Origin of the sequence: Bradyrhizobium sp. McL0615, assembly GCF_049993905.1 — a bacterium.
In the GTDB taxonomy this organism is placed as follows: Bacteria; Pseudomonadota; Alphaproteobacteria; order Rhizobiales; family Xanthobacteraceae; genus Bradyrhizobium.
Genome location: NZ_CP188254.1, coordinates 5,952,076 through 5,977,938 on the forward strand (window position 1 = coordinate 5,952,076; position 25,863 = coordinate 5,977,938).

General features: G+C 60.4%; 27 protein-coding genes. 6 read left to right on the top strand and 21 right to left on the bottom strand.

The window, feature by feature from the left end; genetic code table 11:
* Nucleotides 1-141: 141 nt before the first annotated feature.
* A complete protein-coding gene (locus ACPPVP_RS28615) occupies nt 142-753 on the bottom strand; it encodes a DUF1127 domain-containing protein (protein ID WP_426526620.1) in 612 nt (203 codons plus the stop codon).
* Between the two features lie 162 nt (nt 754-915).
* Nucleotides 916-1,641, bottom strand: a complete 726-nt coding sequence (locus tag ACPPVP_RS28620; RefSeq protein WP_426526622.1) for a response regulator — start codon at nt 1,639-1,641, stop codon at nt 916-918.
* 609 nt (nt 1,642-2,250) lie between these two features.
* Between ACPPVP_RS28620 and ACPPVP_RS28625 the strand changes: the two genes are divergently transcribed.
* Together ACPPVP_RS28625 and ACPPVP_RS28630 are read left to right on the top strand one after the other, a co-directional pair.
* A complete protein-coding gene (locus ACPPVP_RS28625) occupies nt 2,251-3,609 on the top strand; it encodes a glycosyltransferase (protein ID WP_426526624.1) in 1,359 nt (452 codons plus the stop codon).
* A gap of 451 nt (nt 3,610-4,060) precedes the next feature.
* On the top strand, nt 4,061-6,589 hold the full coding sequence (locus ACPPVP_RS28630) for an ATP-binding protein (protein ID WP_426526626.1): 2,529 nt from the start codon (nt 4,061-4,063) through the stop codon (nt 6,587-6,589).
* Between the two features lie 75 nt (nt 6,590-6,664).
* On the opposite strand, the gene ACPPVP_RS28635 is transcribed toward ACPPVP_RS28630, so the two are convergent.
* From ACPPVP_RS28635 to ACPPVP_RS28660, 6 genes are read right to left on the bottom strand one after another with little or no spacing between them, the layout of a single operon-like run.
* Nucleotides 6,665-7,399, bottom strand: a complete 735-nt coding sequence (locus ACPPVP_RS28635) for an amino acid ABC transporter ATP-binding protein (RefSeq protein WP_426526628.1) — start codon at nt 7,397-7,399, stop codon at nt 6,665-6,667.
* The gene (locus ACPPVP_RS28640; protein WP_426526629.1) at nt 7,396-8,046 is read right to left on the bottom strand and encodes an amino acid ABC transporter permease; all 651 of its coding nucleotides are present in this window, start codon (nt 8,044-8,046) and stop codon (nt 7,396-7,398) included. Before ACPPVP_RS28640 ends, ACPPVP_RS28635 begins: the two co-directional genes overlap by 4 nt.
* A 5-nt stretch (nt 8,047-8,051) precedes the next feature.
* Nucleotides 8,052-8,759, bottom strand: a complete 708-nt coding sequence (locus tag ACPPVP_RS28645; RefSeq protein WP_426526631.1) for an amino acid ABC transporter permease — start codon at nt 8,757-8,759, stop codon at nt 8,052-8,054.
* A 57-nt stretch (nt 8,760-8,816) separates the two neighbouring features.
* On the bottom strand, nt 8,817-9,686 hold the full coding sequence (locus tag ACPPVP_RS28650) for an amino acid ABC transporter substrate-binding protein (RefSeq protein ID WP_426526633.1): 870 nt from the start codon (nt 9,684-9,686) through the stop codon (nt 8,817-8,819).
* A gap of 18 nt (nt 9,687-9,704) precedes the next feature.
* Nucleotides 9,705-10,403, bottom strand: a complete 699-nt coding sequence (locus ACPPVP_RS28655; protein ID WP_426526635.1) for an HAD hydrolase-like protein — start codon at nt 10,401-10,403, stop codon at nt 9,705-9,707.
* Nucleotides 10,396-10,803 carry a hypothetical protein gene (locus tag ACPPVP_RS28660; protein ID WP_426526637.1) on the bottom strand — a complete coding sequence of 136 codons (408 nt, stop codon included), beginning with the start codon at nt 10,801-10,803 and terminating at the stop codon, nt 10,396-10,398. Before ACPPVP_RS28660 ends, ACPPVP_RS28655 begins: the two co-directional genes overlap by 8 nt.
* 233 nt (nt 10,804-11,036) lie before the next feature.
* On the opposite strand from ACPPVP_RS28660, the gene ACPPVP_RS28665 reads away from it, so the two are divergent.
* Nucleotides 11,037-11,672 (top strand): GntR family transcriptional regulator, encoded by a 636-nt coding sequence (locus ACPPVP_RS28665; protein ID WP_426526639.1) that lies wholly within the window; start codon nt 11,037-11,039, stop codon nt 11,670-11,672.
* Nucleotides 11,673-11,849: 177 nt separating this feature from the next.
* Here the strand turns inward: ACPPVP_RS28665 and ACPPVP_RS28670 are convergent, their stop codons facing one another.
* Complete coding sequence (locus ACPPVP_RS28670; protein WP_426526641.1) at nt 11,850-12,926, bottom strand: alpha/beta hydrolase family protein; 1,077 nt, start codon at nt 12,924-12,926, stop codon at nt 11,850-11,852.
* A 150-nt stretch (nt 12,927-13,076) separates the two neighbouring features.
* Here ACPPVP_RS28670 and ACPPVP_RS28675 point away from each other — a divergent pair, with 150 nt between their 5' ends.
* Complete coding sequence (locus tag ACPPVP_RS28675) at nt 13,077-13,475, top strand: hypothetical protein (RefSeq protein WP_426526643.1); 399 nt, start codon at nt 13,077-13,079, stop codon at nt 13,473-13,475.
* Nucleotides 13,369-13,722, top strand: a complete 354-nt coding sequence (locus ACPPVP_RS28680; protein WP_426538112.1) for a cupin domain-containing protein — start codon at nt 13,369-13,371, stop codon at nt 13,720-13,722. Before ACPPVP_RS28675 ends, ACPPVP_RS28680 begins: the two co-directional genes overlap by 107 nt.
* Before the next feature lie 246 nt (nt 13,723-13,968).
* On the opposite strand, the gene ACPPVP_RS28685 is transcribed toward ACPPVP_RS28680, so the two are convergent.
* From ACPPVP_RS28685 to ACPPVP_RS28740, 12 genes are all read right to left on the bottom strand, one after another.
* Nucleotides 13,969-14,406, bottom strand: coding sequence for a hypothetical protein (locus ACPPVP_RS28685; protein WP_426526644.1), 438 nt, complete (start codon nt 14,404-14,406; stop codon nt 13,969-13,971).
* Between the two features lie 290 nt (nt 14,407-14,696).
* Complete coding sequence (locus tag ACPPVP_RS28690; protein WP_426526646.1) at nt 14,697-15,698, bottom strand: amidohydrolase family protein; 1,002 nt, start codon at nt 15,696-15,698, stop codon at nt 14,697-14,699.
* Nucleotides 15,699-15,765: 67 nt separating this feature from the next.
* Complete coding sequence (locus ACPPVP_RS28695; protein WP_426526648.1) at nt 15,766-16,470, bottom strand: ABC transporter ATP-binding protein; 705 nt, start codon at nt 16,468-16,470, stop codon at nt 15,766-15,768.
* Nucleotides 16,463-17,218, bottom strand: a complete 756-nt coding sequence (locus ACPPVP_RS28700; protein ID WP_426526650.1) for an ABC transporter ATP-binding protein — start codon at nt 17,216-17,218, stop codon at nt 16,463-16,465. The genes ACPPVP_RS28695 and ACPPVP_RS28700 overlap by 8 nt, the downstream gene beginning before the upstream one ends.
* 115 nt (nt 17,219-17,333) lie before the next feature.
* Nucleotides 17,334-18,593 carry an ABC transporter substrate-binding protein gene (locus tag ACPPVP_RS28705; RefSeq protein ID WP_426526652.1) on the bottom strand — a complete coding sequence of 420 codons (1,260 nt, stop codon included), beginning with the start codon at nt 18,591-18,593 and terminating at the stop codon, nt 17,334-17,336.
* The gene (locus ACPPVP_RS28710) at nt 18,572-19,588 is read right to left on the bottom strand and encodes a branched-chain amino acid ABC transporter permease (protein WP_426526654.1); all 1,017 of its coding nucleotides are present in this window, start codon (nt 19,586-19,588) and stop codon (nt 18,572-18,574) included. Before ACPPVP_RS28710 ends, ACPPVP_RS28705 begins: the two co-directional genes overlap by 22 nt.
* On the bottom strand, nt 19,585-20,436 hold the full coding sequence (locus tag ACPPVP_RS28715; RefSeq protein WP_426526656.1) for a branched-chain amino acid ABC transporter permease: 852 nt from the start codon (nt 20,434-20,436) through the stop codon (nt 19,585-19,587). Before ACPPVP_RS28715 ends, ACPPVP_RS28710 begins: the two co-directional genes overlap by 4 nt.
* Before the next feature lie 13 nt (nt 20,437-20,449).
* Entirely contained in the window at nt 20,450-21,328 is an 879-nt protein-coding gene (locus ACPPVP_RS28720) for a polysaccharide deacetylase family protein (RefSeq protein ID WP_426526658.1), read from the bottom strand.
* 2 nt (nt 21,329-21,330) lie between these two features.
* Nucleotides 21,331-22,038 carry a fumarylacetoacetate hydrolase family protein gene (locus ACPPVP_RS28725; RefSeq protein WP_426526660.1) on the bottom strand — a complete coding sequence of 236 codons (708 nt, stop codon included), beginning with the start codon at nt 22,036-22,038 and terminating at the stop codon, nt 21,331-21,333.
* Nucleotides 22,035-22,931: a polysaccharide deacetylase family protein gene (locus ACPPVP_RS28730; RefSeq protein ID WP_426526662.1), complete on the bottom strand. Its 897-nt coding sequence runs from the start codon at nt 22,929-22,931 to the stop codon at nt 22,035-22,037. Before ACPPVP_RS28730 ends, ACPPVP_RS28725 begins: the two co-directional genes overlap by 4 nt.
* Nucleotides 22,932-22,968: 37 nt before the next feature.
* Nucleotides 22,969-23,619 (bottom strand): cysteine hydrolase family protein, encoded by a 651-nt coding sequence (locus ACPPVP_RS28735; RefSeq protein WP_426526664.1) that lies wholly within the window; start codon nt 23,617-23,619, stop codon nt 22,969-22,971.
* A gap of 8 nt (nt 23,620-23,627) precedes the next feature.
* Nucleotides 23,628-24,869: an alpha/beta hydrolase family protein gene (locus tag ACPPVP_RS28740; protein ID WP_426526666.1), complete on the bottom strand. Its 1,242-nt coding sequence runs from the start codon at nt 24,867-24,869 to the stop codon at nt 23,628-23,630.
* 305 nt (nt 24,870-25,174) lie between these two features.
* Between ACPPVP_RS28740 and ACPPVP_RS28745 the strand changes: the two genes are divergently transcribed.
* Complete coding sequence (locus ACPPVP_RS28745) at nt 25,175-25,822, top strand: GntR family transcriptional regulator (RefSeq protein WP_426526668.1); 648 nt, start codon at nt 25,175-25,177, stop codon at nt 25,820-25,822.
* The last annotated feature ends 41 nt before the right edge of the window (nt 25,823-25,863 follow it).

Below are 25,863 nucleotides of genomic sequence, written 5' to 3' on the forward strand. Positions count from 1 at the left end.
CCGTCTCACGGGACCCGGCGCCGCCCTCGGGTCCAGGCTTGCGGCAAAAGGGTAGCCATACCAACCTTCAATCTGCGGGAGAAAATAGACCGGCCTGCGGCATGACAGAAGCCGATTCCGGCGATGGTGAAATAAACCGCATCAGCAATCATGACAGTACCTCACGACCTGCTCGATCTCGGATCGGCTGGCAATACCCATATCTCGCAACGTCCGCTCATCGAATTGCGCCAACGCCACGACGGCCCGCTTGATCTCCCGTTCCCGGCGCCAATTGGCCCGGAGCGCCGCGGCGGTGTCATAAATTGACGCCAGCAAATTCCGGTGCCATGGCAGCCGCGCACCGCGCCCCGAACCACCGCCAAACCGGATGTCCGCCGACAGCAGATCGCCTTCAGGCTCGCGCCGGCTCGAGGTCGACTCGCGACTTCGAGGATGCTGCAGAGACTCTCTGCTCGCCACGAGGATGGCCTGAACCGGAAAGTCCGCGCACGGATACAGCGCCGCACCATATGCGCCGAAGCCTTCCGTGAAAGCGGCCAACACCGACCACCAAAGCGAGGTCGGCGCATGGCCGGCTCTTCCGATCGTCGATATCGCCGCCGGGCCGGATTTCGGCAAGTCAGGCCTCGCAGCCGGGGTTTGACGGGCAATGCCGAAATCATCCGACGGGACAACGCAAAGGGTTACGCCCCTCCGCGGATGCAACCCAACGAAACGGTTCACATTTCGAGACGCGTGCTTTTTCAACATGAAAGTTCTCCCACCACATGTTTGCAGGAGAACCTTGAAGGACGGCTGTTACATCGCGGTCACCGCTCCGAGAAAAACGGTTACATCTGCAGTCCGGTACCGCCCTTGTTTCGCCACCGCAAGCAGTTGCCACTCCGAAAAACGAGCAGGACTGGAATGATTCTAGAAAGACTCCACCGGCAATGCGAACACGTAGCCCACTCCGCGCTCGGTCTGAATAATGCGCGGCGCGCTCGGGTCAGTCTCCAGCTTGCGCCGCAGTCGCAGGACCTGAACGTCGATGCTCCGGTCGAAGATGTCTTCGTGGACGCGCGTTGCCTGCAGCAGGTGTTCGCGGGTCAGCGGTCGCTGCGGCGCCTCGAGGAACGCCAGCAGCAGGGCATACTCACCCTTGCTTAGCGCGACCGGGTTGCCATTGGTGTCCAGCAACTTCCGACCACGGCGTTCGAGCGTCCAACCGTTGAAACGGTATCCGCCGCGCTCGGGATCGCGGGCGCGCGCAACCCTTCCCATTTCCTGCCGGCGCAACACCGCGCGGACGCGCGCCAGCAGCTCCCTGAGGCTGAACGGCTTGATGATGTAATCGTCTGCACCGAGTTCCAGACCGACGATGCGGTCGATTTCATCTGGACGGTGACCGGTCGTGATGATGACGGGCACATCGGAATAGGAGCGAATTTCTCTCAGGAGGTCGAGCCCGTCATCCTGACCAAGCCTCAGATCCAGAATGATCAGGCTGGGCTCACCTCCTTCAAGATGACGCTTCAATTCGTCCTTGCTGGATGCTGCCCTGGTCGGGACGTCGTGATCCTCCAAATATCTGATCACCATCTGCCGTAGCGTGGAATCATCGTCGACAACGATTATGTGGCCCGTTTCTGCTGACATGAACCGATCCCGCAAACTCTTCGTCGCTAACCGAGTCGTGATGTCTGGATTGGAGCGAAATGCATCTATCATCGTGAGTAGCTCTTTGATCGATTGAAAAGGATTCCGAAGGGCAAACGACGTTCTCGACAGATGCGCTACAGGCAATGGCCAAGGCGCCACGGGGTATCCTGATCTAGACCTTTCTTACGAGGACACCAGCAAACTCTCGGAGTTGTGATGACGCGTGATGCTACCCGTGATCGTCAGCGTATGAACTATTGCCGTCGAGCACACGGCAGGCGTGAATAAAATAACCGACACCAGCAATCGGAGCCGTACTGCCACGGACGGGTTGGTATCGTCTCTATGTGACTATGGATGCCAGGTTACCGAGCCGCTTCAGCGTCGGACGCTCGGGTTACAACCGTAATCACGCGCCCGGGCCGGAGCTCCGACATGCGGGCGCCTCGGCAAAACCATCATGCACTGCAGCCGTAACAAGTTCGCGCCGGTCAGAAGCCGCGGTGTAACAGCAATGCCCGCACTCTTGTCCTGCTTCAGACAATCGGTCGGAGGGCACCCGGACAAGCCGGAAGTCCCCCTCCGGCCATCAGAGGACAGGATCACATGAAAATTCTCATCGCATCGACTCCCGCGACCGGTCATCTCAACCCGCTGCTTGCAATCGCGCGCATCCTGATCGCCGAACGCCACGAGATCACCTGCTTGACCGGGACCACACTGCGCGGCCGGGTCGAAAGCAGCGAAGTGAAATTCCGCCCGCTACCCCCGGATGCGGATTTTGATCCGAACGATGTCTTCGCGCGAGCTCCGGACCTCAAGACCATTCCGCCCGGACCGGAATGGATACGCGTCGCCATTGAGCGGCTGTTCGTCGACAATGTCCGACCCCAACACGATGGCCTGCAAGACGCTCTGCAGGACTTCCCGGCCGACATCATCATCGGCGATGATATGTTTTTCGGCGTGCTGCCGATGCTGCTCGGCCCACGTGCGAAGCGACCTCCCGTCGTTCTTTGCGGTACATCGTTTCTGCACTGGCGTCGCCAGGACGGTGCCCCGCATTTCCTCGGCCTGTTACCCGCAAGGACCGAGGCCGAGCGTGCGGAATATGCCGTCATCGCGAGAGAATTCGACAGGATGGTCGATCAGCCCGTCGCCCGCCGTTTGAATCCGATTCTAAGGGAGCTGGGTGTTGGACCGCTGTCGATCCCGATCTTCGATTCCGTCGTCGAACTCGCGGATGCCTACATGCAACTGACGATCCCCAGCTTCGAGTTTCCACGCGAAATTATTCCGCCATCCGTGCATTTCGTCGGCACGCCTCCCCTGATTCCGAACCAGGCTCCGCTGCCGCCGTGGTCACATGAACTGGACGGCTCGCGCAAGGTCGTGCTGGTCACGCAAGGAACGGTAGCAAATCATAATTTCGACCTCTTGATTGCTCCGACCCTCGCAGCACTTGCAAACGAGCCCGACATACTCGTCATCGTCACGGCCGGTGGTCGTCCGGTCGAGGCGATACCCGGCCCACTCCCCTCCAACGCACGGCTCGCGAGCTATTTGCCGTTCGAGTGGTTGTTGCCGAAGGTCGACGTGTTCGTCACCAATGGCGGTTACGGCAGCGTCAACCAGGCTATGAGTTTTGGAATCCCGCTCGTCACAGCCGGGCTGACGGAAGACAAGGCCGGCGTCAATGCGCGCGTTGCGTGGTCCGGCGTCGGTATCGATCTCGCAACCAACGAGCCAACGCCGGAGGCCCTGCGCGGCGCCATCCGTACCGTGCTCGACCAACCCGGCCATCGCCTGCGCGCATCGCAAATGGCCGCCGAGTACGCCGAGATCGACACGCGATCTGAGATCCTTGGGATCATCAACCACGTCCTCGTCAATGAGTCGACCAAGATTGTCGTGCAACGCCGCGGCACAGCGGTCGCTGCTCGCGGTCGGCGCGCCGCCCTTTAACGACGCCTTCGATCAACGGTGACAGGGGGGCGACAATTCTCCCCTCTGTCCGATCACCAAGGTCCAAAGCCAGCCGGGCAATCACGCCATGACAATTCGGCCGGCATCTTCACACCGACGCTCAGCAGAGAGACACTCAATGTGGCTAACACGTCGGACCTTGCCGCCGACTACGGAAGCGGCGGGCCATGTTACGCTCGTAACCAAGTTTCCCTCGCTTGACACAGAATCGTAGCACGGCCCCCGGATCCTGCGGCCCTGGCAGCGCGGAGATTTGTATGAAACAATTCAATTCGGCACGGTGTCTGCGTATCACGGTTCGGGGCCGATTGAACGGCGGCCACATCACAACATTGCGCAGTCTATCGAGACAGCATCATTCCCGCGATGTGCGAACAGCAGGATTGGGGCACGATGAGAGGTGACTCTCCTATTACGGTTACTAGTGCTGGTGGCTGTCGCGCTGCTGCCTGCGATCGGGATCCAAGCGTATAACGAGTTCGATCTGCGCCGCACGCGCCAGATCGAAGTGCAAGGTCACGCTCTCAACCTGGCTGAACTCGCCGCGGCAGAGCAGCGGCAGACCGTTCAGGGGATTCATCAAGCCCTGATTGCGCTGTCGGAGCTTCCAGCGATAAAGGCGAAGGACGTCGACGGATGCAATGCTTACCTCGCCAAGATCAAGCAACGATATCCGGGGTTCATCAGCTTTCTCGTGGTCGACATAAACGGCACTTCATTCTGCAACGCGAACGACTATCACAGGCCCTCGACCGCGGCCGGGCGACCCTATTTCGCCGACGTTCTGAAAACCGGTAAATTTACAGTCGGATCCTTCGCGATTGGTCGGCAAACCGGCCGTAACGTGCTTCACTTCGCGTTGCCTTTCGTCGGTGATGATGGCCGCCTCGGCGGCGTCGTTATAGCCGCTCTCAGCCTCGATTGGCTCGCCGACTCCCTCGCGCGGCGGAATGTTGCGCCCGGAGCTGCGCTCGCGATCGTGGACCGGAACGGCACATACCTCGCCCACTATCCTGACAACGCTCGCTTTGTCGGCCGCAAGATGGCCAGCGACAATGATCCAGGCCGTAACGATCGGAGCACAGCCGATATCGTCGACCTCGATGGCGTGGAGCGGATTGTCGGCTATTCGGCCCTGCGCGATGATTCCGGAGGGCTTCTCATCAGCTTTGGCCTGGACAAGGCCCGGGCATTCAATGAGATCCAACGCGGCACGCAGCTCGGCATCCTTCAGATCATACTGAGCGCCGCGCTGGTTCTGATCCTGACATCATTGGGCGCCCGGCAGTTTATCCATCGTCCGCTTGGGCAACTCGTCGACGCCGCCAATCAATGGCGGTTCGGTGAATTCGACCGACGTGTCGACATCCGCGGAACATCCGAAATCGCACGGGTTGCCGATGCGTTCAACACCATGGCCAATGCACTGGAACACCGTGAGCACGAATTGTCCGAGGCCAAGGAGAAAGCCGAGGAAGCCGCAGCCCGGATCACGATGATCTTTGAGAGCACCACCGACAGCGTGCTCATCATCGATCGAGACTGGCGCGTCAGCTATCTCAACGGGCCGGCCAGGTTGCGGCTGGCCGAGGACCGCGACATCATCGGCATGCCCCTTACGGAAGCCTTTCCGGCCGCCGCCGATATGGAAGTCCTGAAACAAATTCGCGAAGCAACGTCAGAGCAGCGCCCGACCTTCCTCGAAATGCTCTGCCCGCGTACCAAGGCCTGGTACGCGATCAATGCGTTCCCATCCAGCCAGGGCCTCGCGGTCTTCCTCCGGGATATCACCGAGCACAAGCACGCCCTGGAGGCGCGCCGGGTGATGGAAGAGCAACTCCATCAGAGTCAAAAGATGGAGTCGGTCGGACAGCTTACCGGCGGCGTCGCGCACGACTTCAATAACCTGCTCACGGTGATTTCCGCGAACCTCGAACTGATCGAAGGTGCAGCGGATGGCAGCGACGTCCGCCGGTGCGCGGAGGCCGCACGACGCGCCGCTGATCGGGGAGCGAAACTGACCACGCAACTTCTCGCCTTTTCGCGGCGGCAGGCCCTGAGGCCGAAATTGGTCAATGCAAACGAGCTCATTTCCGAGTTCCAGGTACTCATACGCCAAGCCGTCGGGGACGGATGCGAAGTCGCGCTGCAGACAGATGAGGAATTGTGGCTGTGCCATGTCGATCCTTCGCTGCTGGAGACGGCCTTGCTTAACCTCGCCCTCAATGCGCGGGACGCCATGGCGGATAGAGGCGTTCTCCAGATCGAGACCCAGAACATCGTGGAGGAGGAAAGCGTGGCCGGATGTTCACCCGGATCGTACGTTCGGCTCTCTGTCGCAGACAGCGGCTGCGGAATGCCTCCCGAAGTGCGAGATCGGGTATTTGAACCCTTCTTCACGACCAAGGAGGTCGGCAAGGGTACCGGGCTCGGTCTCAGCATGGTCTATGGCTTCGTCCGACAGTCCGGAGGGCGCATTGCCATCGAGAGCGCACCAGGCGCAGGCACCACGATCACTCTGTACCTGCCTGCGACGACACAGAAGCCCGATGCCGAGCCTGATATCATCGAGACGCCGGCCTTGCCGACAGGCTCCGAGAGGGTTCTTGTTGTCGACGACAACGAGGACCTCTTGAACGTCACGTCGACGATGCTGTCGACCTTCGGGTATCAGGTTTCTTGCGCCCACAATGGCGCAGAGGCGCTTCGATCGCTCCAGAGCGACCAACCATTTGAACTTCTATTCAGCGATATCGTGATGCCAAACGGAATGAATGGCATCGAGCTTGCTCGCGAGGCGAAACGGCTGCGCAAAGACATCAAAGTCCTGCTCACCTCGGGTTACGCGGACGGAATGCTGCAACGAAGTAATGCCGTGGGCGAGTTTTCCATCATCGACAAACCCTTCAGTTTGGCGGACCTGGCGCGACGCGTTCAATCGACCCTGCGCGAGGCATGACTGGACTAGGTCGCGGACGAAACGGTGAAGGCGGAAGAGAGCCGAAACCCGTGACCGCGCCCCGCGTTCAGGGCCTCAATGCGACAATATCCTGTCGAGGAATAACCGCGCTCGATCGGAGCGGGACTGCGGGTGATTGAAAAACTCGTCGGTCGAGCAATCCTCCACCACTTCGCCCAGATCCATAAACACTAGACGACTGGCTACGCGGCGCGCAAATCCCATCTCGTGGGTGACCACCATCATGGTCATACCGTCGGCCGCGAGCGCCGTCATGACGTCGAGAACTTCATTGATCATTTCGGGATCGAGTGCCGACGTCGGCTCGTCGAACAGCATGACCTCCGGATCGAGTGCCAGCGCACGCGCGATCGCAATGCGCTGCTGTTGGCCTCCCGACAGGTTCATCGGATACGCCGCCTCCTTGTCCTTCAGGCCGACCCGATCGAGCAGACACCAAGCCCGCTCTCTCGCTTCCTCGGCCTGGCGCTTGAGGACAACACGCTGCGCGAGGCAGATGTTATCGATCACGTTGAGGTGCGGATAGAGCTCGAAATTCTGGAACACCATGCCGACCCGCCGCCGCAAATGCGTCGCCGATCGCGCCTTGCTTCCGACATCGATGCCGTCCACGAGAATATGACCCTCCTGGTAGGACTCAAGCGCGTTGACGCACTTGATCAGCGTCGACTTGCCAGATCCAGAAGGTCCGCAGACCACGACGACCTCTCCGCGTGAGACCTTCATCGTGACATCGCGAAGCACATGGTGTGCGCCATAATATTTGTTGACGCGCTTGAACTCGATCATCGGGCGAATGTCCTTTTCAGCTTTTCCACACCGGCTGTCGCTGCAAGGCAGATCAGGTAATAAACGAGACAGGCAAACGTATAGGCCGCGATCAGCCGCCCGTCCCGGTTGGCAATAATGGTCGTCGCGGTCAGAAAGTCATGCAGCGAGACAACGAAGACCAGCGAGGTATCCTGAAACAGGATGATCGCCTGGGTCAGGAAGACCGGGATCATGGCGGTAAACGCCTGCGGAAAGATCACGTAGCGCAGTGCCTGCGCCCGGCTCATGCCGCTGGCGAGTGCCGCGTTCAATTGCCCGGCGCGAACGCTTTTTAGGCCGGCCCGCAGGATTTCGCTGTAGTAGGCACCTTCGAATAGCGTGAAGGCGACGATCGCCGAGGTCCAGGCGCCGACAGGTCTCCCCAGGATCAGAGGCACCATAAAATAGAACCAGAAGATGACGAGGATTAGCGGAATCGCGCGAAACACGAAGACGTAAGCGTCGACCACACAATTGCCGATGACGCCAGTGAACAGTCGGACCAGCGCCAGGGCGGTACCGACGGCAAGTCCGCCGATAACGCTGACCAGTGTCAGAGTCAGACTGAGCAGCAGACCGTCAAAGAGAAAACTGGCGTTTCGCACGATGAGCGAATAATCCGGCATCGGAGTTACACCGCAATGGGTAAGGCCAAGGTCCGCTGCAGGCGAACCATGACCAGATTGAGAACAAGCGCGACCAGTACGTAGAAGGCCGTCGCGGCACCAAATGCTTCAAAGCCGTGAAAAGTGAAATTTTCGATTTGCCTGCTCTGCGCCGTCAGTTCGAGCACACCGATCGTCAAGGCCAGCGACGAGTTCTTGACGATGGACATAAATTCCGAGGTGAGCGGTGGCAGGATAATCCTTAGCGCTTGAGGCATGACGATGTAACGCAAGGCCTGCGCCCGGTTCATCCCGGTTGCGTCGGCAGCCATCCTCTGCCCGCGCGGAACGGCCTGCAGCCCAGCCCTAAATAACTCCGCCAGACGGCCGGACGTATAGAACGCAAGCGCCAGCACGCCGGTCCAGAACTCGGGGTTCGGCAGATCCCGCTTGAACCACAGGCCGAGCTTGGCGGGCAGTAATTCCGGCACCACAAAGAACCACACGAACATCTGGAGCAGCAGTGGAATGTTGCGAAACACGGAAACGTAAAAGCCGGAAAGTCCGAGTACCCAGCGCGACGATGACGTGCGGGCAATACCGATCGTGGTTCCGAGTGGCAGCGCGATGAGCCAGCCCGCGATCGACAGCGCGACTGTCCAGCCGAGCCCTGTCAGCAGCCAGCCGGCGTAAGGCTCCTTGAGCAGAAGACCCCAATTCCATTGATAGTTCATGACGCAGCGTCTCGTCCGTCAATCATCGAAAAGAGCATCACGCCTGCTGGCTTATTGTTATTCGGCAATGGCTTCGATTTTGAACAAAGTGTCGACCTCACCCTCGATGGGCACGCCATAGGGCGTGATCCATTGGTCATAGAGCTTTTGAAGTTCACCGCTGGTAAGCAGACGGGCAATCGTCCCGTTGATGATAGTCAAGAGGCTGGAATTGTTTTTTCCGACCATGAAGGCGACCTGCTCGAACGACAGCGGCTTACCGACGATGGCGACGTCATTCTTGTTCTGCGCCGTGCGGAGCACACCACCGAGCAAGACCGCGTCATTGACGAATGCATCGACCCGCTGCGATTCGACTGCAAGCAGCCCTTCCGCGTTGTCCCGGACTTGAAGCACCCGGACGTTGATCTTGTTCCGATCCAGGGCAGCACGCACGTAGCGCTCGGCCGTGGTGCCCGCGGCAAGCGCGACAATCTTGCCATTGAGGTCCGACAGACCCTGGATGCCCGATGTCTTTTTCACCAACAGCCTGCCCTCGGCGAGCGCGACGGCATAGCTGAAGTCGACCTGCTCCTGACGGCCCAATGAATTGACGGTGGTTCCACACTCGATATCGACCGTTCCGTTGGCGATCAGCGGAATCCGCGTTTGCGGCGTCACCGGCACGTACCTGGTCTCGATGTGAGGGATGTTGAGCTTGCGGCCGATCTCCTGGGCGATCCTGTTGCAGATGTCGATGGAATAGCCGCTCGCCTGCTTGCGCTCGTCGAGATAGGCGAATGGCGCCGCACTTTCGCGAAATCCGATCGTGACAGCCTTGTTCTGCTGAATGCGCCTCAACGCGGTATCGGCTTCCTGCCCCCGGGCCAGGGCCGGCAGGAGAGCCGCGACGACGACGGTCAGCAGGCTGATCTTTCTAACGGGCATCACACGCTCCTCGTTGCATTACTCTTCAATGTGCACGACGCGGCTCAGGGACTGGATATCCGGGAAAATGAAATCCGGGCGGGGGACCGAAGCGTCGGGGGCGATCTGGCGACGGTTGATCCAGGCAATGGTCAATCCAAGCGGCTTGCCGCCGACAAGATCGGTGAATTGCGATTGCCCGGAGTGCAGGATCTCGTCCTTCGCGACGCCCGCATTCTCGATCAGGTAGCGAAACAGCGTGCCGTCAGGCTTGTAGCCCTCGGCCCGTTGCGCGGTGCATACAAGGTCGAAGTTTCGCTTCAACGGCGTCAACGCCAAAAGATCATCATCGATGTTGGACACCACCGCCAGTCTGTAACGGCGCGACAGTTGATCCAGAGTACGGACGACATCGTCGTAAAGAAAGAAGCGCGGGAAGGCTTCGAAGTAGGCATCGATCAGCCGACTGTCGCCGGCCACCTCGAAATGCGCAAACGTTTCGGCGAGCGAGAGTTCGCAGATCTCCCGATACGAGCGATATGGGCCCCAATAGTGCGCGATATTTCGATGTTCCCAATGTTCCCAGAACGCCTTGACGTCAAGATGATGCGCACCGGCATCGGCCAGGATGCGCTCAAAGGCACTGTAGGAACTGTCGCGAACGCTGATCAGCGTACCGAAGACATCGAACGACATCAGCTTCGGCCGCAGACGCGTCGGGTGCATTTCGCTATTCATAAATCGAATTCCAGATGATGCTTTGGTTCTGAACCAGCCTGCGCTGCTGCACGCGGCCTGGCGCCAAATCGGCGCCGCGCCGCCGTAGATCGAAAACGTGATCGAGTTTGTTCGGGGCGATGCTCACCGCATAGAGCAGATCGCTGACGCCGTGACCGAAGAAGTACTCAGCCTCCTTCAGCGTTGAGACCGTGACCGGCCCCTGCGCGCCATCCATCACCAGTCGGGCGGCATCGATGCTTTTTGCGGTCTTGAGATGCGGATGAAGCCTGTGCAGATGCCGCTTCAATCGCGCCACGTTCGCCATGAGGCGGGATTGTTCCAGGACCAGCCACGGTCTCTCCAAAACGTCGAGCGCTTGACCGATCTCCTGGCGTGAGTAGGCGACGGCGGATGACATGGCCGATCAATCCGCGCGGCCGGAGATGTCCGTTGCGATTCCTGTCGGAACACGCGTCGCAGGCTCGCCGATGCGGTTCAGGCTGTATTGCATATTATATATAATGCGTAGCGACATCGAATTACCTCCCCATTGCAAATGTTATATAAGAGATTGTATATTATATGTCAAACTGGATTCGAGGGATGCCGATGCCAAGCGCAACAAGACCCAAACCGATCGGCAGTACGGCGATGATCGCCGATGCGCTGCGCGACGCGATCTGCAGCGGTGAGATTGCCCCCGGCACACCGCTCAAACAGGATGAGATCGCGGCAGAATTCGGCGTGAGCCATACGCCGGTGCGCGAGGCGCTCAAGGCTCTGGTCTCGGAGGGGCTTGCCACCCTGCATCACAACCGTGGTTGTTTCGCCTCGGATCTGTCGAGCACGGTCGCGCGAGAACTTATGGAATTCCGTGCAGTGCTCGAACCCCGGCTGGCCGGCTGGGCGATCGACCACCTGACCGAGCGCGATATCGAGCACGCCCGCCTCATCATGGCGAAGATCGACAAGACCAGCAATCCAGCGCAGCGCTTGCGGCTCGCCACCGAATTCCACACCATCATATATGCGCGCGCCAACCGTCCATTCTTTCTCGAACAGGTCAGTCGCGCCCGCAACAATCTCAATCGATATTGGCGGCTCGCATGGGGCGACCGGACGTTCCCGGTCAGCACCCAGAACGAACATCAAAAAATATTGGACCTTTGTGTTTCCAGGGATCGGGCCGGCCTGATGGCGTTGATCGAGCGACACATCATGACTTCGGGCGAAGTCGTCCTGCGTTATCTGCAAAAAATGGAATCCGACCAGACCGGCTATTCGTAGGCTTGCGCCTCAAAGCGTATGTGAGTGAAACCTTGCGAACCAGGCCGTGTACCCATAAACGCCAGCGGCGTGATGCGACGAAGGGCTACGTCCGCTTTGCCGCTATAGCGACCAAGTCCGTGCGCCAGCGCAATATGCCGCGATGGGCCAGAAGCGGACAACGGCGCGTCGCCATCTTCACGGAACACGAAGAAAGCGACCAAAAAAGACCTGCGCTGCGCCGATTGCGAGGTCATGCGCCTTGGCCTGCGCGTGAGCGCCTCGACAAGGCGGCAGGTTTGCGCGACCAAGTTCGGTGCAGGTTGCGAGAAAATCATAATGTCCGACGCCGGGAAGCAGATCGACTGCGGCATTCGGGATCAGGGCTGCCGCCGCCAGTCCGCTCGTCGCGGGGGGCTCGACGCTATCGGTATCGCCGAGCACGATATGCACCGGCACGCGCAGACCAGAAAGGCTGGCGGGATCCAGCGCTTGCACCCACGCCGGCGCAATTGCGAAGGCGGCGCGTAAGCGAGGCAACGTGTGATCTTGACTGGCTTGTGCCACGTCGACCGCCAGCTCGGCCGAGTTCAACGCTTTCGCTTGATCGTCAAAGGTCGCCGCGAACTCCTCGTTAGGCTGACAATCTCCATCATCTGGGTTTTCCCGGCAGAACCGTATCCAGCGAGTTGGATCGACTTTCGCTCCGGCCGCTACAAGTGCCGCAAATCCGCCTGCCGAAAAGCCAGCAGCGCCCACGCGATTGCTGTCGAGATGGGGGCCGATGATGGGATCTCGGCCAACCTCATCCAACGCAGTCCGCAAATCGTTGGCGCGATCCCACCAAAGAACCGCACCCGTCATCGTCATCGTATCGGCACCGTTGTTGCCTGGATGGTCGACAGCGATCACGATATAGCCGTCGCGCGCCATGGCAATACCGAACCAACCCACCATTCTGGCCGTACCACCAAAGCCGTGAGACAACATAATCACCGGGTAGGACTGATTGCGTTCAAACACGGCGTCGGGAGCTACAGTGCCTATATCGAATAGAGGCTTATTGGGCGGGCCGATCACCAATGGATGCTCAGGAGCATCTGAAGCGGCTGGGTACCATACGGTGATCCGAAGAGTGTTGCGATGCTGTGCGTCGCGCGCGCTCGCAGTTCGTTCCGTAGCCACGAGGTGTCTTTGACCGACGGCGGCCCATACCGATGACGAGCAAGCAATCCCCATCACGAAGGCCATGAGAAGAGAAAGCCTCAGCAACATCCGGTGAGCCCCAACAACCTTGAGACGAATACCAAAAAACTATCAGTCGCGTGATCGTCAGTAAATGGCCGCTTCGGGGTGAGCGTTTCGTTGTTCTATTTATTTCAGGTTGTATTGTAACCCATATTTGAGCAAGCGTGTGTCGTGTCCATGCAACTGACTGCCAAGGTGGGAGAGTTAGGGATGGCTCAAAACTTTGGCTCGAGCGAAGCCGGCGGCTACAACGAGATCACGAAAGAATACAAGGCAGACCCTTCGATCGAGAACTACGTGAGGCTTCGACGCGGGAATCCGGAGGCTGAGATCGAGGTCAGTGTGGTCGGCGGCTTCGAGTCGATGTTCTATATGCGCGAGGAGCTAGCGCGGTACGACATCGAAGCCGGTCGTTACACGGAAAAATCGGGAAGACACGCAGACGGCTCAGTCCGGCGGAGCGGTTCGCATCTCGGGCGTCAGCCGCCAGCACACGCCTGCGACAAGACTTTGGTTCGGCAAGGTCAGCAACGAACCAGGCTTCCGCTCCCTGCCGCATCATCACGGCGAGGCTGAGACCGGCGGCTACGTGCTTCAGGGCCGCGGACGCATCTACTACGGCGAAGGCTATTCCGAGTGGATCGACATGGAAGAAGGCGACTTCGTGTTCGTCCCCCCCTTTATGCCGCATGTTGAAGCGAACCTGAGCACCGAGAACGATCTTGTCTGGCTGACGACCAGGACCCCCGAGAATATTGTAATCAATCTGCCCGACGTTGATGATAAGGTCCTGGCCGGCTATTCACGGGCAACGAAACCTTGAGGGAAAACGACGCGAGTGATGAACGCAACCGACAAGCGAAGCTACCGGTATGGCATTTTGACTAGCACTGCGTATCGAGCACGACGAGATTGGCGCGTCGACCCGGCATCCGCTCGAAGAAACTCTCGATGGGGAGACCGTCAAGTTTATGCCGAACAAGCTTGGCGTCCCGATGATTATTCGTCAGGTCGAAAAGCGCTAGCGTAAGGGCCATGTAAAAGTGTCCGTCAACGAACAAGAAGCCAACTACTCGTCCAGCCCCGAACGAGCCAGACGTGAAAGCGGCCAGGAGCGATAGCGGGCACGTACGGTCCACGAATAGCCGCTATTTGCAGCGGGACCAATCACGCTTCGCTCCGACAAGAGAGGTCTGCAAAGATCGCAAAACCCGCTTTCCTTTATCGCCGAGCTAACCGCCAATGATATCAGCGAGCTGAAGAGAGTAGCGGAAGAGCGCCAGTACGTCGTGCGTGAATGACGGCAAGACGGTATCTTACGAAGCCGGTGGATGAAAATCGCCAGCTTAACCTGCTGCGACATCGGCGTTTTACTGGCAAGTTGTAGAAGGAAGCGCGAAGAAAAGCGCTCGCGGTGACGGGCCACGGCGGTTTCGACGTGCTCGATCATTTCTCGGATACGGGCGTCCAGGATCGCGAACAGGATCGCTTCCTCCTTCGTCGCCAAACGCGGCCCACAGTTTCTCGGCGGATAAGCAGTGCGAACGGACGACAACCCACATCAACTCACCGCGGACACTGCAGTGCGTTCAGTTCACCCCCCCCCCTCGCATTGGTCGACCTTGGATTTTCTTTGATCTCCCGGTGCACACGTCGTGCACACGCCGCCCTCTAACCACTTGAAAAACTTGAACTCTCGTTCCAATCCATCATGGGGAAGTTTAAGCTAGGTTCAGCCACCAGGAGGTGGCCAAATCCACCCGCCAAAAGCGGACATTTCCGAGCAGTATCAAAGCGCTATGCCCCGACTTTCGATATCTTGAACAGGCGGCCGGCATTGCCGAAGGTGATCTTCTCTTGAACGGCCTCGGACAACCTCGCCTTGTTCACCAAGCCCACTGGATCGTCGTCACCCATGTCAAAAGGAAAGTCGGAACCCAGCATCAGCCGGTCGGAGCCAACCATCGCTACCAGCGCCTCGATGAGGTCAGTTCGAAACACGCAGGTATCGAACCACAGTCGTTTCAGATAGCTCGACGGCGCATCGGCGGTGAGGCTCCGGATTTCAGGACGCACCTTCCACGCGTGATCCATGCGGCCGGCATAGAACGGATAGAAGCCGCCGCCATGCGCGATCACGACGTTGAGGTCTGGATGACGATCGAGCACACCGCCGAGAGTGAAATGCGAGATCGCGATGGCTTCTTCGATCGGCTGGCCAAGGGTGTTGACCATAAAAAACTCACCCAGCCGCTGGCCGTGCGAGAAGCCGAGTGGGTGCACGAACACCGGTACGCGCAGCCTTGCCAACCGCGCATAGAGCGGATCGAAGGCGGCATTCGACAATTCGAGATTCTCGACCCGGGTGTCGATCTGAAAGCCGCGCAGGCCGAGCGTCTCGACCGCATGCACGGCTTCCTCGATCGCCCGGGCGGGAAACCGCATCGGCAGCGTACCCATGCCGGCGAAATGCTCGGGGTCTTCGGCAACCAATGCGGCGACATCCTCGTTCTGTACCCGCGACAGGGCCACCTGCAATTCTTCACCGGCCCAGTAATGCTGCTGCGCCGGGGCCGGCGCGATGACCTGAAAATCGACCCCCATCCGCTGCATCACCTGGCGGCGCGCGGCGACGTCGAGCATCAGCCTCGGCAACAGCTTGCCTTGCTCGGCGTCGGTGGCCCGGCTCTCCGGCGACATGTCGCGGCGATACGGATTTTCCATCGGATCGTATCGGCCGGCGATCAGCGGCTCGACGCGTTTGCTGATGGTATGGGTGTGCATATCGATGATAGGCATGCGGTTCACTTTACTCGGTTCAGTTCGGCGGACGGCGGCGCCGACGGGTCATCGCTAATTATTCTGCTCACTGCACGCCGAGGCGCTGGAATAGCAGATCGGTGTGCTGACTCAGTTCTTTCGCGTCGCCCTGATGCACGATCTGCCCGGTCTCCAGGATGTATACCCGGTCGGCGACGGCCAAGGCGCTGTAGAGATTTTGCTCGACCAGCAGGACCGACAGTCCCTCGCGCTTCAGATCAAGAATGATGCCTTCGAGATGCTGCACCATCACCGGCGCCAGGCCTTCGGATGGCTCGTCCATCAGGATCAGTTGCGGATCGATCATCAGCGCGCGGCCCACCGCGAGCATGCCGCGCTCGCCGCCGGACAATTGTCCACCGCGGTGATGCCGTCGCTCCGCAAGGCGCGGGAAAATCCGGAGCACGCGATCGACCGTCCAACCGTCCTTGGCGTGCGCGCTCTTCAGCATGGTGAGATGTTCGGTCACCGTCAGCGACGGAAACAGCCGCCTGCCCTGCGGCACGATCGCTATCTTGCGGTCGGCGATGTCGTGCGGGCGTAGGCCAACTAGGCTTTCGCCGCGCCAGGTGATCGAACCTGAGCGGATCTGCGGCGGCGTCAGCCCCATGATGGAGCGGATGACGGTGGTCTTGCCCATGCCATTGCGGCCGAGCAGCGCGACGATCTCGCCGGCGCCGACGTCGAGCGCAACGCCGCGGACCACAACCGCGTCGCCGTACCCGCTGTGCAGATCGCGAACCTCAAGCATGACGCGACTTTCCGAGATACACTTCCTGAACCTTCCTGTTGCGACGGATGCCCTCCGGCGCCTCCTCCGCCAAAATGCGTCCTTCAAACATGCAGGTCACGAAATCGACGAGACCAAGCGCAAGATCCATATCGTGCTCGATCAGGACCACGGTGATATCGCGATCCAGCGAGCGGATGATCTGCGCGACCATTGAGCGCTCCGACGGCGACAGACCGGCGGCCGGCTCGTCCAGCAGCAGCATCGTCGGCGTCGTGACAAGCGATAGCGCAATCTCGAGTTGGCGCTGTTCGCCATAGGACAGTTCCTTGACTGTGACATCGGCACGGTCCGCAATGCGGGCCGCGCTGAGCGCGGCGGCGATCCGGAGCGCTTCGACGGAATCCGTGTCGGGCCTCCCGAACAGTGAGAATTTGCGCGGCGACAACCCCCGCAAGGCCAGCACCATGTTGTCCTGCACGCTCAGCGTCGGAAACAGATTGGTGATCTGGAAGGTGCGGGAGATGCCGTGCTGCGCCCGGCGGTGCGGCGGCAGCTTCGTGATGTCATGACCATCGAACATGATCCGGCCGCTGGTCGGCGGTACCATCCCGGCAACAGCGTTGAACAGCGTAGTCTTGCCAGCGCCGTTTGGACCGATGATGGCACGACGCTGGCCGCGCGGCACGGACAGGCTGACGCCGTCGACCGCGCGCAGCGCGTCGAAGGCAACCACAGCATCTGTCAGCGTCAAGATCGGCTCGGACACGAATATTTCCCGGTGGGGTATTGTCAGGCGGCGTGGATACCAGCTTGCCGAACGACAATGGAATCAGTTGTACTTGAGACGCAGCCATTAACCGCGTCTCGGCATCAGCGATGGATCAGGTCTTCTTGATGCCCTGGAAGGTGCGCGAATACGGCGGCTGCTTCAGGTAGGTCTCCGGATCGTATTTCCAGAACTGCGAGACATTCGGATAGGTAGTGGACGGAACGTTCCAGAATTTTCCGTCGGCGCGCTTCACGACCTTGCGGATATAGACGTCGTAGATCGGGTTTCCGTAGGCATCGAGCTTGACTGCCTTGCCGAGCGGAGAGCCATCGAGTTCGGTCTTCAGCACGGTGTCGATGAAGGCCTCGCGATCCTCGACCTTGCCGCCCATCTTCTTCAGCGCTGCGTCAATCCACATCATCCCTGAATACATCGAAAAGCCGTAGAGCGACGGGATCTTGCCGTACTTCGCCTCATACTCCTTCGCGAATTTCTGGGTGACCGGATTGTCGGACCCCTCTGCGAAATGCGCCGGCGAGATGATGCCTTCGCATTCCTCGCCAAGGGTCCGAATCACCGACTGATCGGTGCCATTCATCGCGGCGAGCAGCGGCGTCTTCGCCTTCAGGCCGAAGCTGGCATATTGCTGGATAAAGCGGGTGGAATCCGCACCGGTCTCCATCGCAAAAATCGCATCGATCTTAAGGTCGGCGAGCTGGCCGAGATAGGGACTGAAATCCGCCGTGTTGAGCGGATGCCAGAACTGCTGGACGATCTCGCCGCCGCCTTCGGTGAACACCTGGGCCAGGCCGCCGCACTGCTCGTGACCGAAGGTGTAGTCCTGACTGATCGTGGCGATCTTCTTGTAACCCTGCTTCAGCGCCCAATCGCCGAGCGGATGGGTGAATTCACTGGCGCTATACCCGGCGACGCGGACCACGTTCTTGATACGCTGGCGCTGCGTCAGGTCGTCCGCAGCAATGATCGGAATGAAGTAGGGCGTGCCGGTGCCCTTGACGTAGTTCGCAACAGCCAATCCGGTGTTGGCGAGCAGATTGCCGATCAGGACGTGGCAATTGCCCTGCTCGACCAGGCGGCGCGCTTTCTGCAAAGCGGTGTCGGGGTTTGAGGCGTCGTCCTCGATCACCAGTTCGACTTTGCGGCCACCCATCTCGCTCTTGACCTGATCGAGATAGAACTGCACGCCCTCGACCATCTCCTTGCCGCCTGACGCGACAACGCCGGTGAGCGGCGCGAGCAGGCCGATCTTGATCGGGCCGGCCTGTGCCCGGGCGCTGCGCCAGGGTGCGACGCCCACACCTGCAGCAGCTAGCGCGGCCGTTGTCCTCTTCAGAAATTGCCTGCGGTCCATTTCGATATCCTTTCGTAAAAGCATTCGATTAACGCACCTTTGCGCGTCAGAATGGCGCGCAGCTTGCCGATGATGCCCTCGGGGGCGAAGATCATGATCAGGATGAAGGTGATGCCGAGCACCATTTGCCAGCGTTCGGTGTAGGCGCTGACCACGTTCTCCAGCGCGATAATCGCGGCCGCACCGACGAAAGCGCCGAACAGTGTGCCGACGCCGCCAGCGATCATCATCAATACGCCCTCAACCGACTGCGCCAACGCAACGGTAGACGGGCTGACGAAGTTGTTGAACATCGCGTACAGTGCGCCCGCGACGCCGGCAAAGAACCCGGACACCGTGAAACCGATGAAGAGATGTAGTGGCACGTTGTAGCCAAGGCTGCGCATGCGGCTCTCGCTGTCGCGGATGCCGCGCAGCGTCAACCCGAACGGCGAGCGCACAAACCGCCACATCGCAAATGCCACCATCGCGGCGCTGGCAAGCACGGCCCAATAAAACGCACTGTTGGTCAGGAGCACCGCCGGACGGACGTCGCCGCGCATGCCGTTTTCGCCACCTGTCACCTCGGTCCAGCGCAGGCAGATACCCCAAATGATCATGCCGAGCGCCAATGTCAGCAGCAGGAAGTAGACACCGGAGGTGCGCACGGCGAGTAGACCGAAGATCGCCGCAACCAGTGTGGCGGCGAACACGCCCGCGGCGAAGGCTATCGCCGGTGGCAGTCCGGCATGGGCGGTGGCATAAACGACGACGTAGGTGGAGACGCCGAAGATCGCGCCGTGGCCAAGCGAGGTGCGCCCAGCAAAGCCGGCGAGGATGTCGATCGACATTCCCAGAATGCCGAAGATCAGCACTTCGGTGGCGAGTCCGACCTGATAATTCGACAGCACCAATGGCAGGGCGGCGGCAGCGACAACAATGATGGCGGCGATCAGCGCTGCGCGCCCGGTCATTCCGGCAACACGCAAATCCCTCGTTGCGCGCGGCGTCGTCATGCGGCCCGTCCGAACAGTCCGAGCGGACGAAAAGCCAGCAGTACCGCCATCGGACCAAAAATCACGAAATAGGCCAGTTCCGGAAACATCACCTGGCCGAGCGTGTTAAGCAGACCGACCAGCAGGCTGCCGACCCCAACACCGACCAGGCTGCCACGCCCGCCAATGATCACCACCGCGAGGCTGAACACCAGGATCTCCGCATCGGCCGACGGATACAGCGAGAGAAAGGCGCCGCCCATCAACCCGCCAAGGCCGGCCAAAGCCGACCCGAGCAGGAACGTGACAAGAAACACCCGGCGGATGTTGACCCCTGATGCTTCCACCATTTCGGCGTCATCGACTCCGGCGCGGATCAACGCCCCGAGCCGCGTATGATTGAGCAGCAGCCAAAGTGCAGCGAACACCAGGATGCCGGTGACCAGCACGAACAGACGATAGGTCGGATAAAAAACGCCGAGCACACGCAGGCCGCCGCGCAGCATCTGCGGGATCGGCACCGTGAAACTGTCGCCACCCCAGATCACCAGGGCCAAATCGTTGAGCACAAACGCAAAGCCAAGCGTCAGCAGCACCTGCCGGAGCTCGTTGCCACGCACAAAGCGCAGCAAACCCTGGTCGAGCACGAAGCCGATCGCGGCAATGGCAGCCATGGCGCCAATGCCGCCGAGCGCAAAGCTGCCGGTCTTCACCGCGACGGTGAAGCCGATGTAGCCGCCGAACAGGTACAACGCGCCATGGGCCAGATTGACGATGCGGAGCAACCCGAAGATCAACGTAAAGCCGCTCGCCACCACAAACAGCAGTGCTGCGAAAGTCAATCCGTTGAGGAGTTGAAAGATGCTCATCTCTGATCCTCGACTACGGCGGTTTCGGTCCTACGGAGAGATACCAGTCGAGAATCTGTTCTCCGGTCATGAACGCGACGTCTGACTTCTTCCGGATGGTTTCGAAGATGCGGCGGAAGTATTTCAGCCGGTGCGGTGCACCCATGATGTAGGGATGCAAAACCAAAGCCATGATCCGGGCGGAATCCGCCGCGTCGTCGTAGATCTGTTCGAACTGATCGATGGCGCGGTCGTAATATTCCGACGCCTTGTGATGCTGGATCAGCATCATCGCGACGTCGTTGCACTCCTGGGTATAGGGCACGTTGACGATCGGCGACGTGGTGGTCTTGAGCCAGACCGGCTGGTCGTCCAGCACCCAGTCGGCGACGTAATCATAGCCCTCCTCTTTGAGCAGGTCCGGCGTATCCCAGGTCTCGGTGAGGCCAGGGCCGAGCCAGCCGCGCGGCCGCTTGCCGGTCGCCTCGGCGATTACGTCGGCGGTCTTGCGGATGTCCTCGCGCTCGTTCTCCACCTTCTGCATGTTGCGCTGCGTGAAGCCGTGGCCCATGAACTCCCAGTTCCGCGCCATCGCCGCTTCCACGATCGGCGGATAGGCCGCGAGCGCCGAGCCGTTGATGGCGAGCACGCCAGGGATCTTGAATTCGTCGAACACCTTGAGTATGCGCCAGAACCCGACGCGGTTGCCGTATTCGTGCCAGGCCCAGTTCGGAATGTCAGGAGTAGGCGAGCCGCCGGCCGGCGGCGTCAGCACGGTGCGCGGCATGGTCTGCTTGGCGTCCCACTCCTCGACATTGACGATCACCCACACCGCCATCCGCGCGCCATTCGGCAGCTTGAGCGGCGGACGGCTGGCAATCGGCGAATAGGCAATGCGTTCGGTTGGCAACATGGTCATGCCTCAAGTGGAGCGATGGTGACGGTAAGCGGCGGCAGCCCATCAATGTGGGCGGCAATCAGATCGCCCGGCACGACGGGACCGACCCCCGCCGGGGTACCGGTGTAAATCAGATCGCCTGCGCCGAGCGTGACCTGCTTCGACAATTGCGCGATCACCTCGGGCACGCTCCAGATCATCTGCCCGATATCGCCACGCTGGCGCTCGGTGCCGTTTACCGAAAGTGTGATGGTGCTGCCCTCGAAATGCTGCGCAGCGCGCGCTGGCGCGATGGCGCCGCACGGCGCCGAGGCGTCGAAGCTCTTGCCGACTTCCCACGGCAGACGCAGATCGCGCGCCTCACGCTGACGATCGCGCCGGGTCAGATCGATGCCCACGGCATAACCCCAGATATGATCGCGCGCGTCGGCAACGGCGATGTCGCGCCCGCCGCGGCCGATCGCGATCACCAGTTCCACCTCGAACTGAAAATCGGACGTGAACGGCGGATAGGGCACCTGCGCACCATCGGGCACCACGGCGTCGCGCGGCTTCTGAAAGAAGAACGGCGGATCGCGCTCGTCGGCTTCCTTCATCTCACGGATATGATCGACGTAATTCCGGCCGACGCAATAGACCCGGCGAACGGGGAAGAAACCGCCGCCGACGACCGGAAGCTCGGTTACGGCGACAGCGGGCAGCACGCGTTGAGTGGAAACGTTCACGTCGTCGATCCCTTGGCCGTCTGAGCCCTGTACCAGTCGAGGATCTGCTCGCCGTTCCAGTGCACGACGCCATCGAATTTGTTCACGTAGTTGTAGATCGCCTCAAGATATTTGATCCGGAACGGCTGTCCGCTGATGTAAGGGTGGATCGCGAGCGACAGGATCTTCGGACGCTCATTGCTCTCCTCGTACAGCCGGTCGAAGCTATCGATAGCGCGCTTGAGCATATGATCGCTCTCATGGTGCTGCACCATCATCATCGGGATGTCGTTCAACTCCACCGTATAGGGCAGCGTCACCAGCGGTCCCTTGGCGGTGCGGATCACGGTCGGCTCGTCGTCATAGACCCAGTCGCCGATATATTTGACGCCGGCCTCGGCGAGGTATTCGGGGGTCTCCAGCGTCTGGGTCAGACCGGGTCCGAGCCAACCTACCGGCCGCTTGCCGGTGAAGTTTTCGATCACGCTCATTGCACGATCGATCATCGCCTTCTGGTCCGGCTCCTTGTGAATCGGTCCCTGCTCATAGGCATGGCCCATGAACTCCCAGCCGGCGTCCTTGGCCTGTTGCGCGACGCGCGGATAATCCTCACAAACCCGCGCATTGATGGAGAGCGTGGGCGCAATACCGAGCCGCTTGTAGAGATCGAAGAAACGCCACACACCAACGCGCATGCCGTATTCGTGCCAGCTCCAGTTCGGTACATCCGGCAGCAGCGGAATGCCGGTCGGCGCCGGGAGTACCTGCCGTGCCATCGGTCTACTGATGTCCCAGACCTCGAGATTGACGATGGTCCAGATCACGATGCGGGCTCCGCCCGGCAGCTTCAGCGCCGGACGATCGACGATGGCGGAATAATCGCAGCGGTCGCGCGGAATCATGGGGCCGGTCATGGGAAGTTACTCTTCAGTCGGTTGGGAATCTGAGCGGTCATGCAGCGCTGTTCCGGCGCGGAGCAAGCACGTCGAGCGCCATCACCGTGTCGGAGTCCATCACGAAGCCGAATGCCGTCTTGATGCAGGCGAGACCGGCTGCGTGCAGCTCGGGGCCGTCCATGCTGTCAACGCAGTCCTCGACCACGATCACCGCGTAGTCGCGGACATTTGCCGCGGTCGTTGTCGCGAGCACGCAGGAATTGGTGTTCACACCTGTGATCAGAAGCGTGTTGACGCCATGCGAGCGCAGCAGGAAATCGAGGTCGGTGCCGAGGAAACAGTCGTAGCGTTTCTTGGTGTTGACGACGAAATCACGCGGATCGAGCAGCTGCGGCATCACCGTGCATCCGGGGCCGCCGATGATATTGTGACGCATCACGTTCTTGCGGGTGGCGGTCGGGGCCTCGGCGCGGGTGCGCCAGAACGGATTGGCGCGGATTTCCTCGGCATCGCGATAGGACGTTACCTGATGGACGATCGGAATATCGACGCTGCGGCACCAGTCGAACAGCCGCTTGTTGGCGGCGATGATGCGGGTCGCCACATCGGGCGTGATCGGCATGGTCGCCACCGCCATATCGAGATGGCCGCGATGCAGATCGATCGCGACCACGGCGGCCCTAGGATGATCGACACCGAGATTCATTGCGCGCCTCATATCAAGGGATTGATGGACGACCTCAACAAAGCACGCTGATCGATCCCAAAACGATCGGCGAGCCAATCGGCCAGCACTTCCTGGCCAATGGTCGGATTGTCGTGCTGGCAATGCTCGGCGCCGGTTTCCTCGGGATCCAGCACCCGCATTGTCGCGTCAATGCCGTGCGCCCTGGCATAATCGTAGGTGCTGCGCGCAGCGGTCACCGTCAGCACGTCGTGGCCGCCGTGCAGCACCAGATAGGGACAAGCCATGTGCTCAAGATGCCCCTCCAGCGTGAACGGCTTCATCAATTCATGCGCCTCAGCCATCGTTCCAGCGCCGAACACCCAGCGGATGTGCATGGCGAGACCGAAGTCGTCGCCCTTGGTGCCCCACATGTCGTGCACCGACCAGATCGCGCCATGCGAAATAGCGGCCGCCAATCGCCGCTCGTAGCAGGCTGCGCGCGCGGCGTAGTAGCCGCCGAGGCTCGATCCGCACACGGCGATACGGAACCGATCGACGTCGGGGCGCTGTTCGAGCCAGTCGATGCATTTGCCGATCGGCACTTCGCTGTCGGCGCGGGTAACGATCTTGTGTCGACGCAACGTGCCGCCCTGCCCCGGGCCGTCGATCATCAGCACCGAGATGCCGCGCTGCAGGCAGCCATGGGCCTGCATGAACCACATCTCGTCCTTGATGGAATCGAGCCCGCCCATGCAGATCAGCACCGGCAGTTTATCGCCGGGAAACGGCGCGCGAACGAAATAGCCGCAGATCGGCTTGCCCGGCTCGTAAGGAATCTCGACCACCTCGCCGGGCGGATTGAGGTGACCGATGAACTTGTGCGAGCAGGCTTCCATCTTTTCGAAAGTGGGAAGCCGGCGCGGATCGTCGGGCTCAAGATGGAATTCGGCCTGCCGGTAATAGTCTGCCGCGCGCAGGAAGCAGTTCATCGCGGTGCGGACGTGGCCTGACTTCTCTTCGGCGAGCCCGCGCGCCGAGTTGCGGTCGGCAATCCGCGTCCACTCGGCGTGCCAGCTTTCCAGATCGCCCGGAATCATCCGCGATCCCGCCTGCATCACCTCGCTGACGCTGCCGCCCCCTTCCTGGGTCTCACCGAGCGCCCGGCGAAATTGGTAGGCGAGCCAGGGATACTCCGGCCAATGATGCCAGCCGAACGGCTCGTAGTGCGGACCGCGATCAGCGGTGATCTGCTCGATGGCGCTTTCGCTGATGCTGGGATTCGCTGTCACCATCGGACCTGGGCCATTTTTACCATCGCTGGACGCCCCATGGTTCGTTGAAGTCTGTGCCGAGTCAACCAAAATTACATACACTTTTTTCATTGCACATCGTTTCCGCGCCGCGCCTGCTTTGTAGGCAGGTAAATTGTGCAGCTAAATGTGGATTTCTGAGGAGGCGTGTGGTGGAATGCTCCCGCTAGACTTTCAAGTGTACTCACTTTGAGCAATGCGGGCGTTCCATGACGGACCATTCGGCGCAAGCTATTTTGGAGCCAGCCGGCGGATCGCGCGCTGGCAATCGAGCCCTCTCGGTGATGGACCAGATCCGAGAAGCCGTCCTGAACGGGTCGGTCGCCGCCGGAGAGCGGCTCAATGAGGTCAGGCTCAGCCGGACGCTGGCGGTTTCGCGCACGCCGGTGCGCGCCGCATTGCAAGCGCTCGCCGGCGAAGGACTGCTGGATTACGCACCCAATCGCGGCTTCACGGTGCGCGAATTTCCGCTCGATGCTATCGTCGACGCCTACGAGATCCGCGCATCGCTTGAAGGGGTTGCGGCGCGGTTTGCTGCCGAACGCGGCCTCAGTCCGGACGAAAAGGCGACGATCGAGCGCAGCCTCCGTGCCGGCGACAGATTGCTGGAGCGCGGCTCGTTCGAAGCCGGCGATCTCACGATCTATCGCGATATCAATGGTGACTTCCACGACACTCTGCTCGTCGCCGCACGCAACCGGATGCTCGCCGAGATGATCCGGATCTGCCACCATGTGCCGGTGTCGTCGAGCCGAAACATCGTTGCCTTCGAGCATCGCGACGTCCGCCGCCGACACGACGATCATCATCGAATTTATGAGGCCATCACGGCCCGCGAGCCTTGGCGGGCGGAGATGTTGATGCGCGAACACGTCTCGAGTGTGAAGGCATCGTTGGTCAAATCCCTGACCGAGCGTAACGGGGGACAATGACGCGGGGGCCCGCATCGGCCGGCCAGCTCCCTGGTTAAATA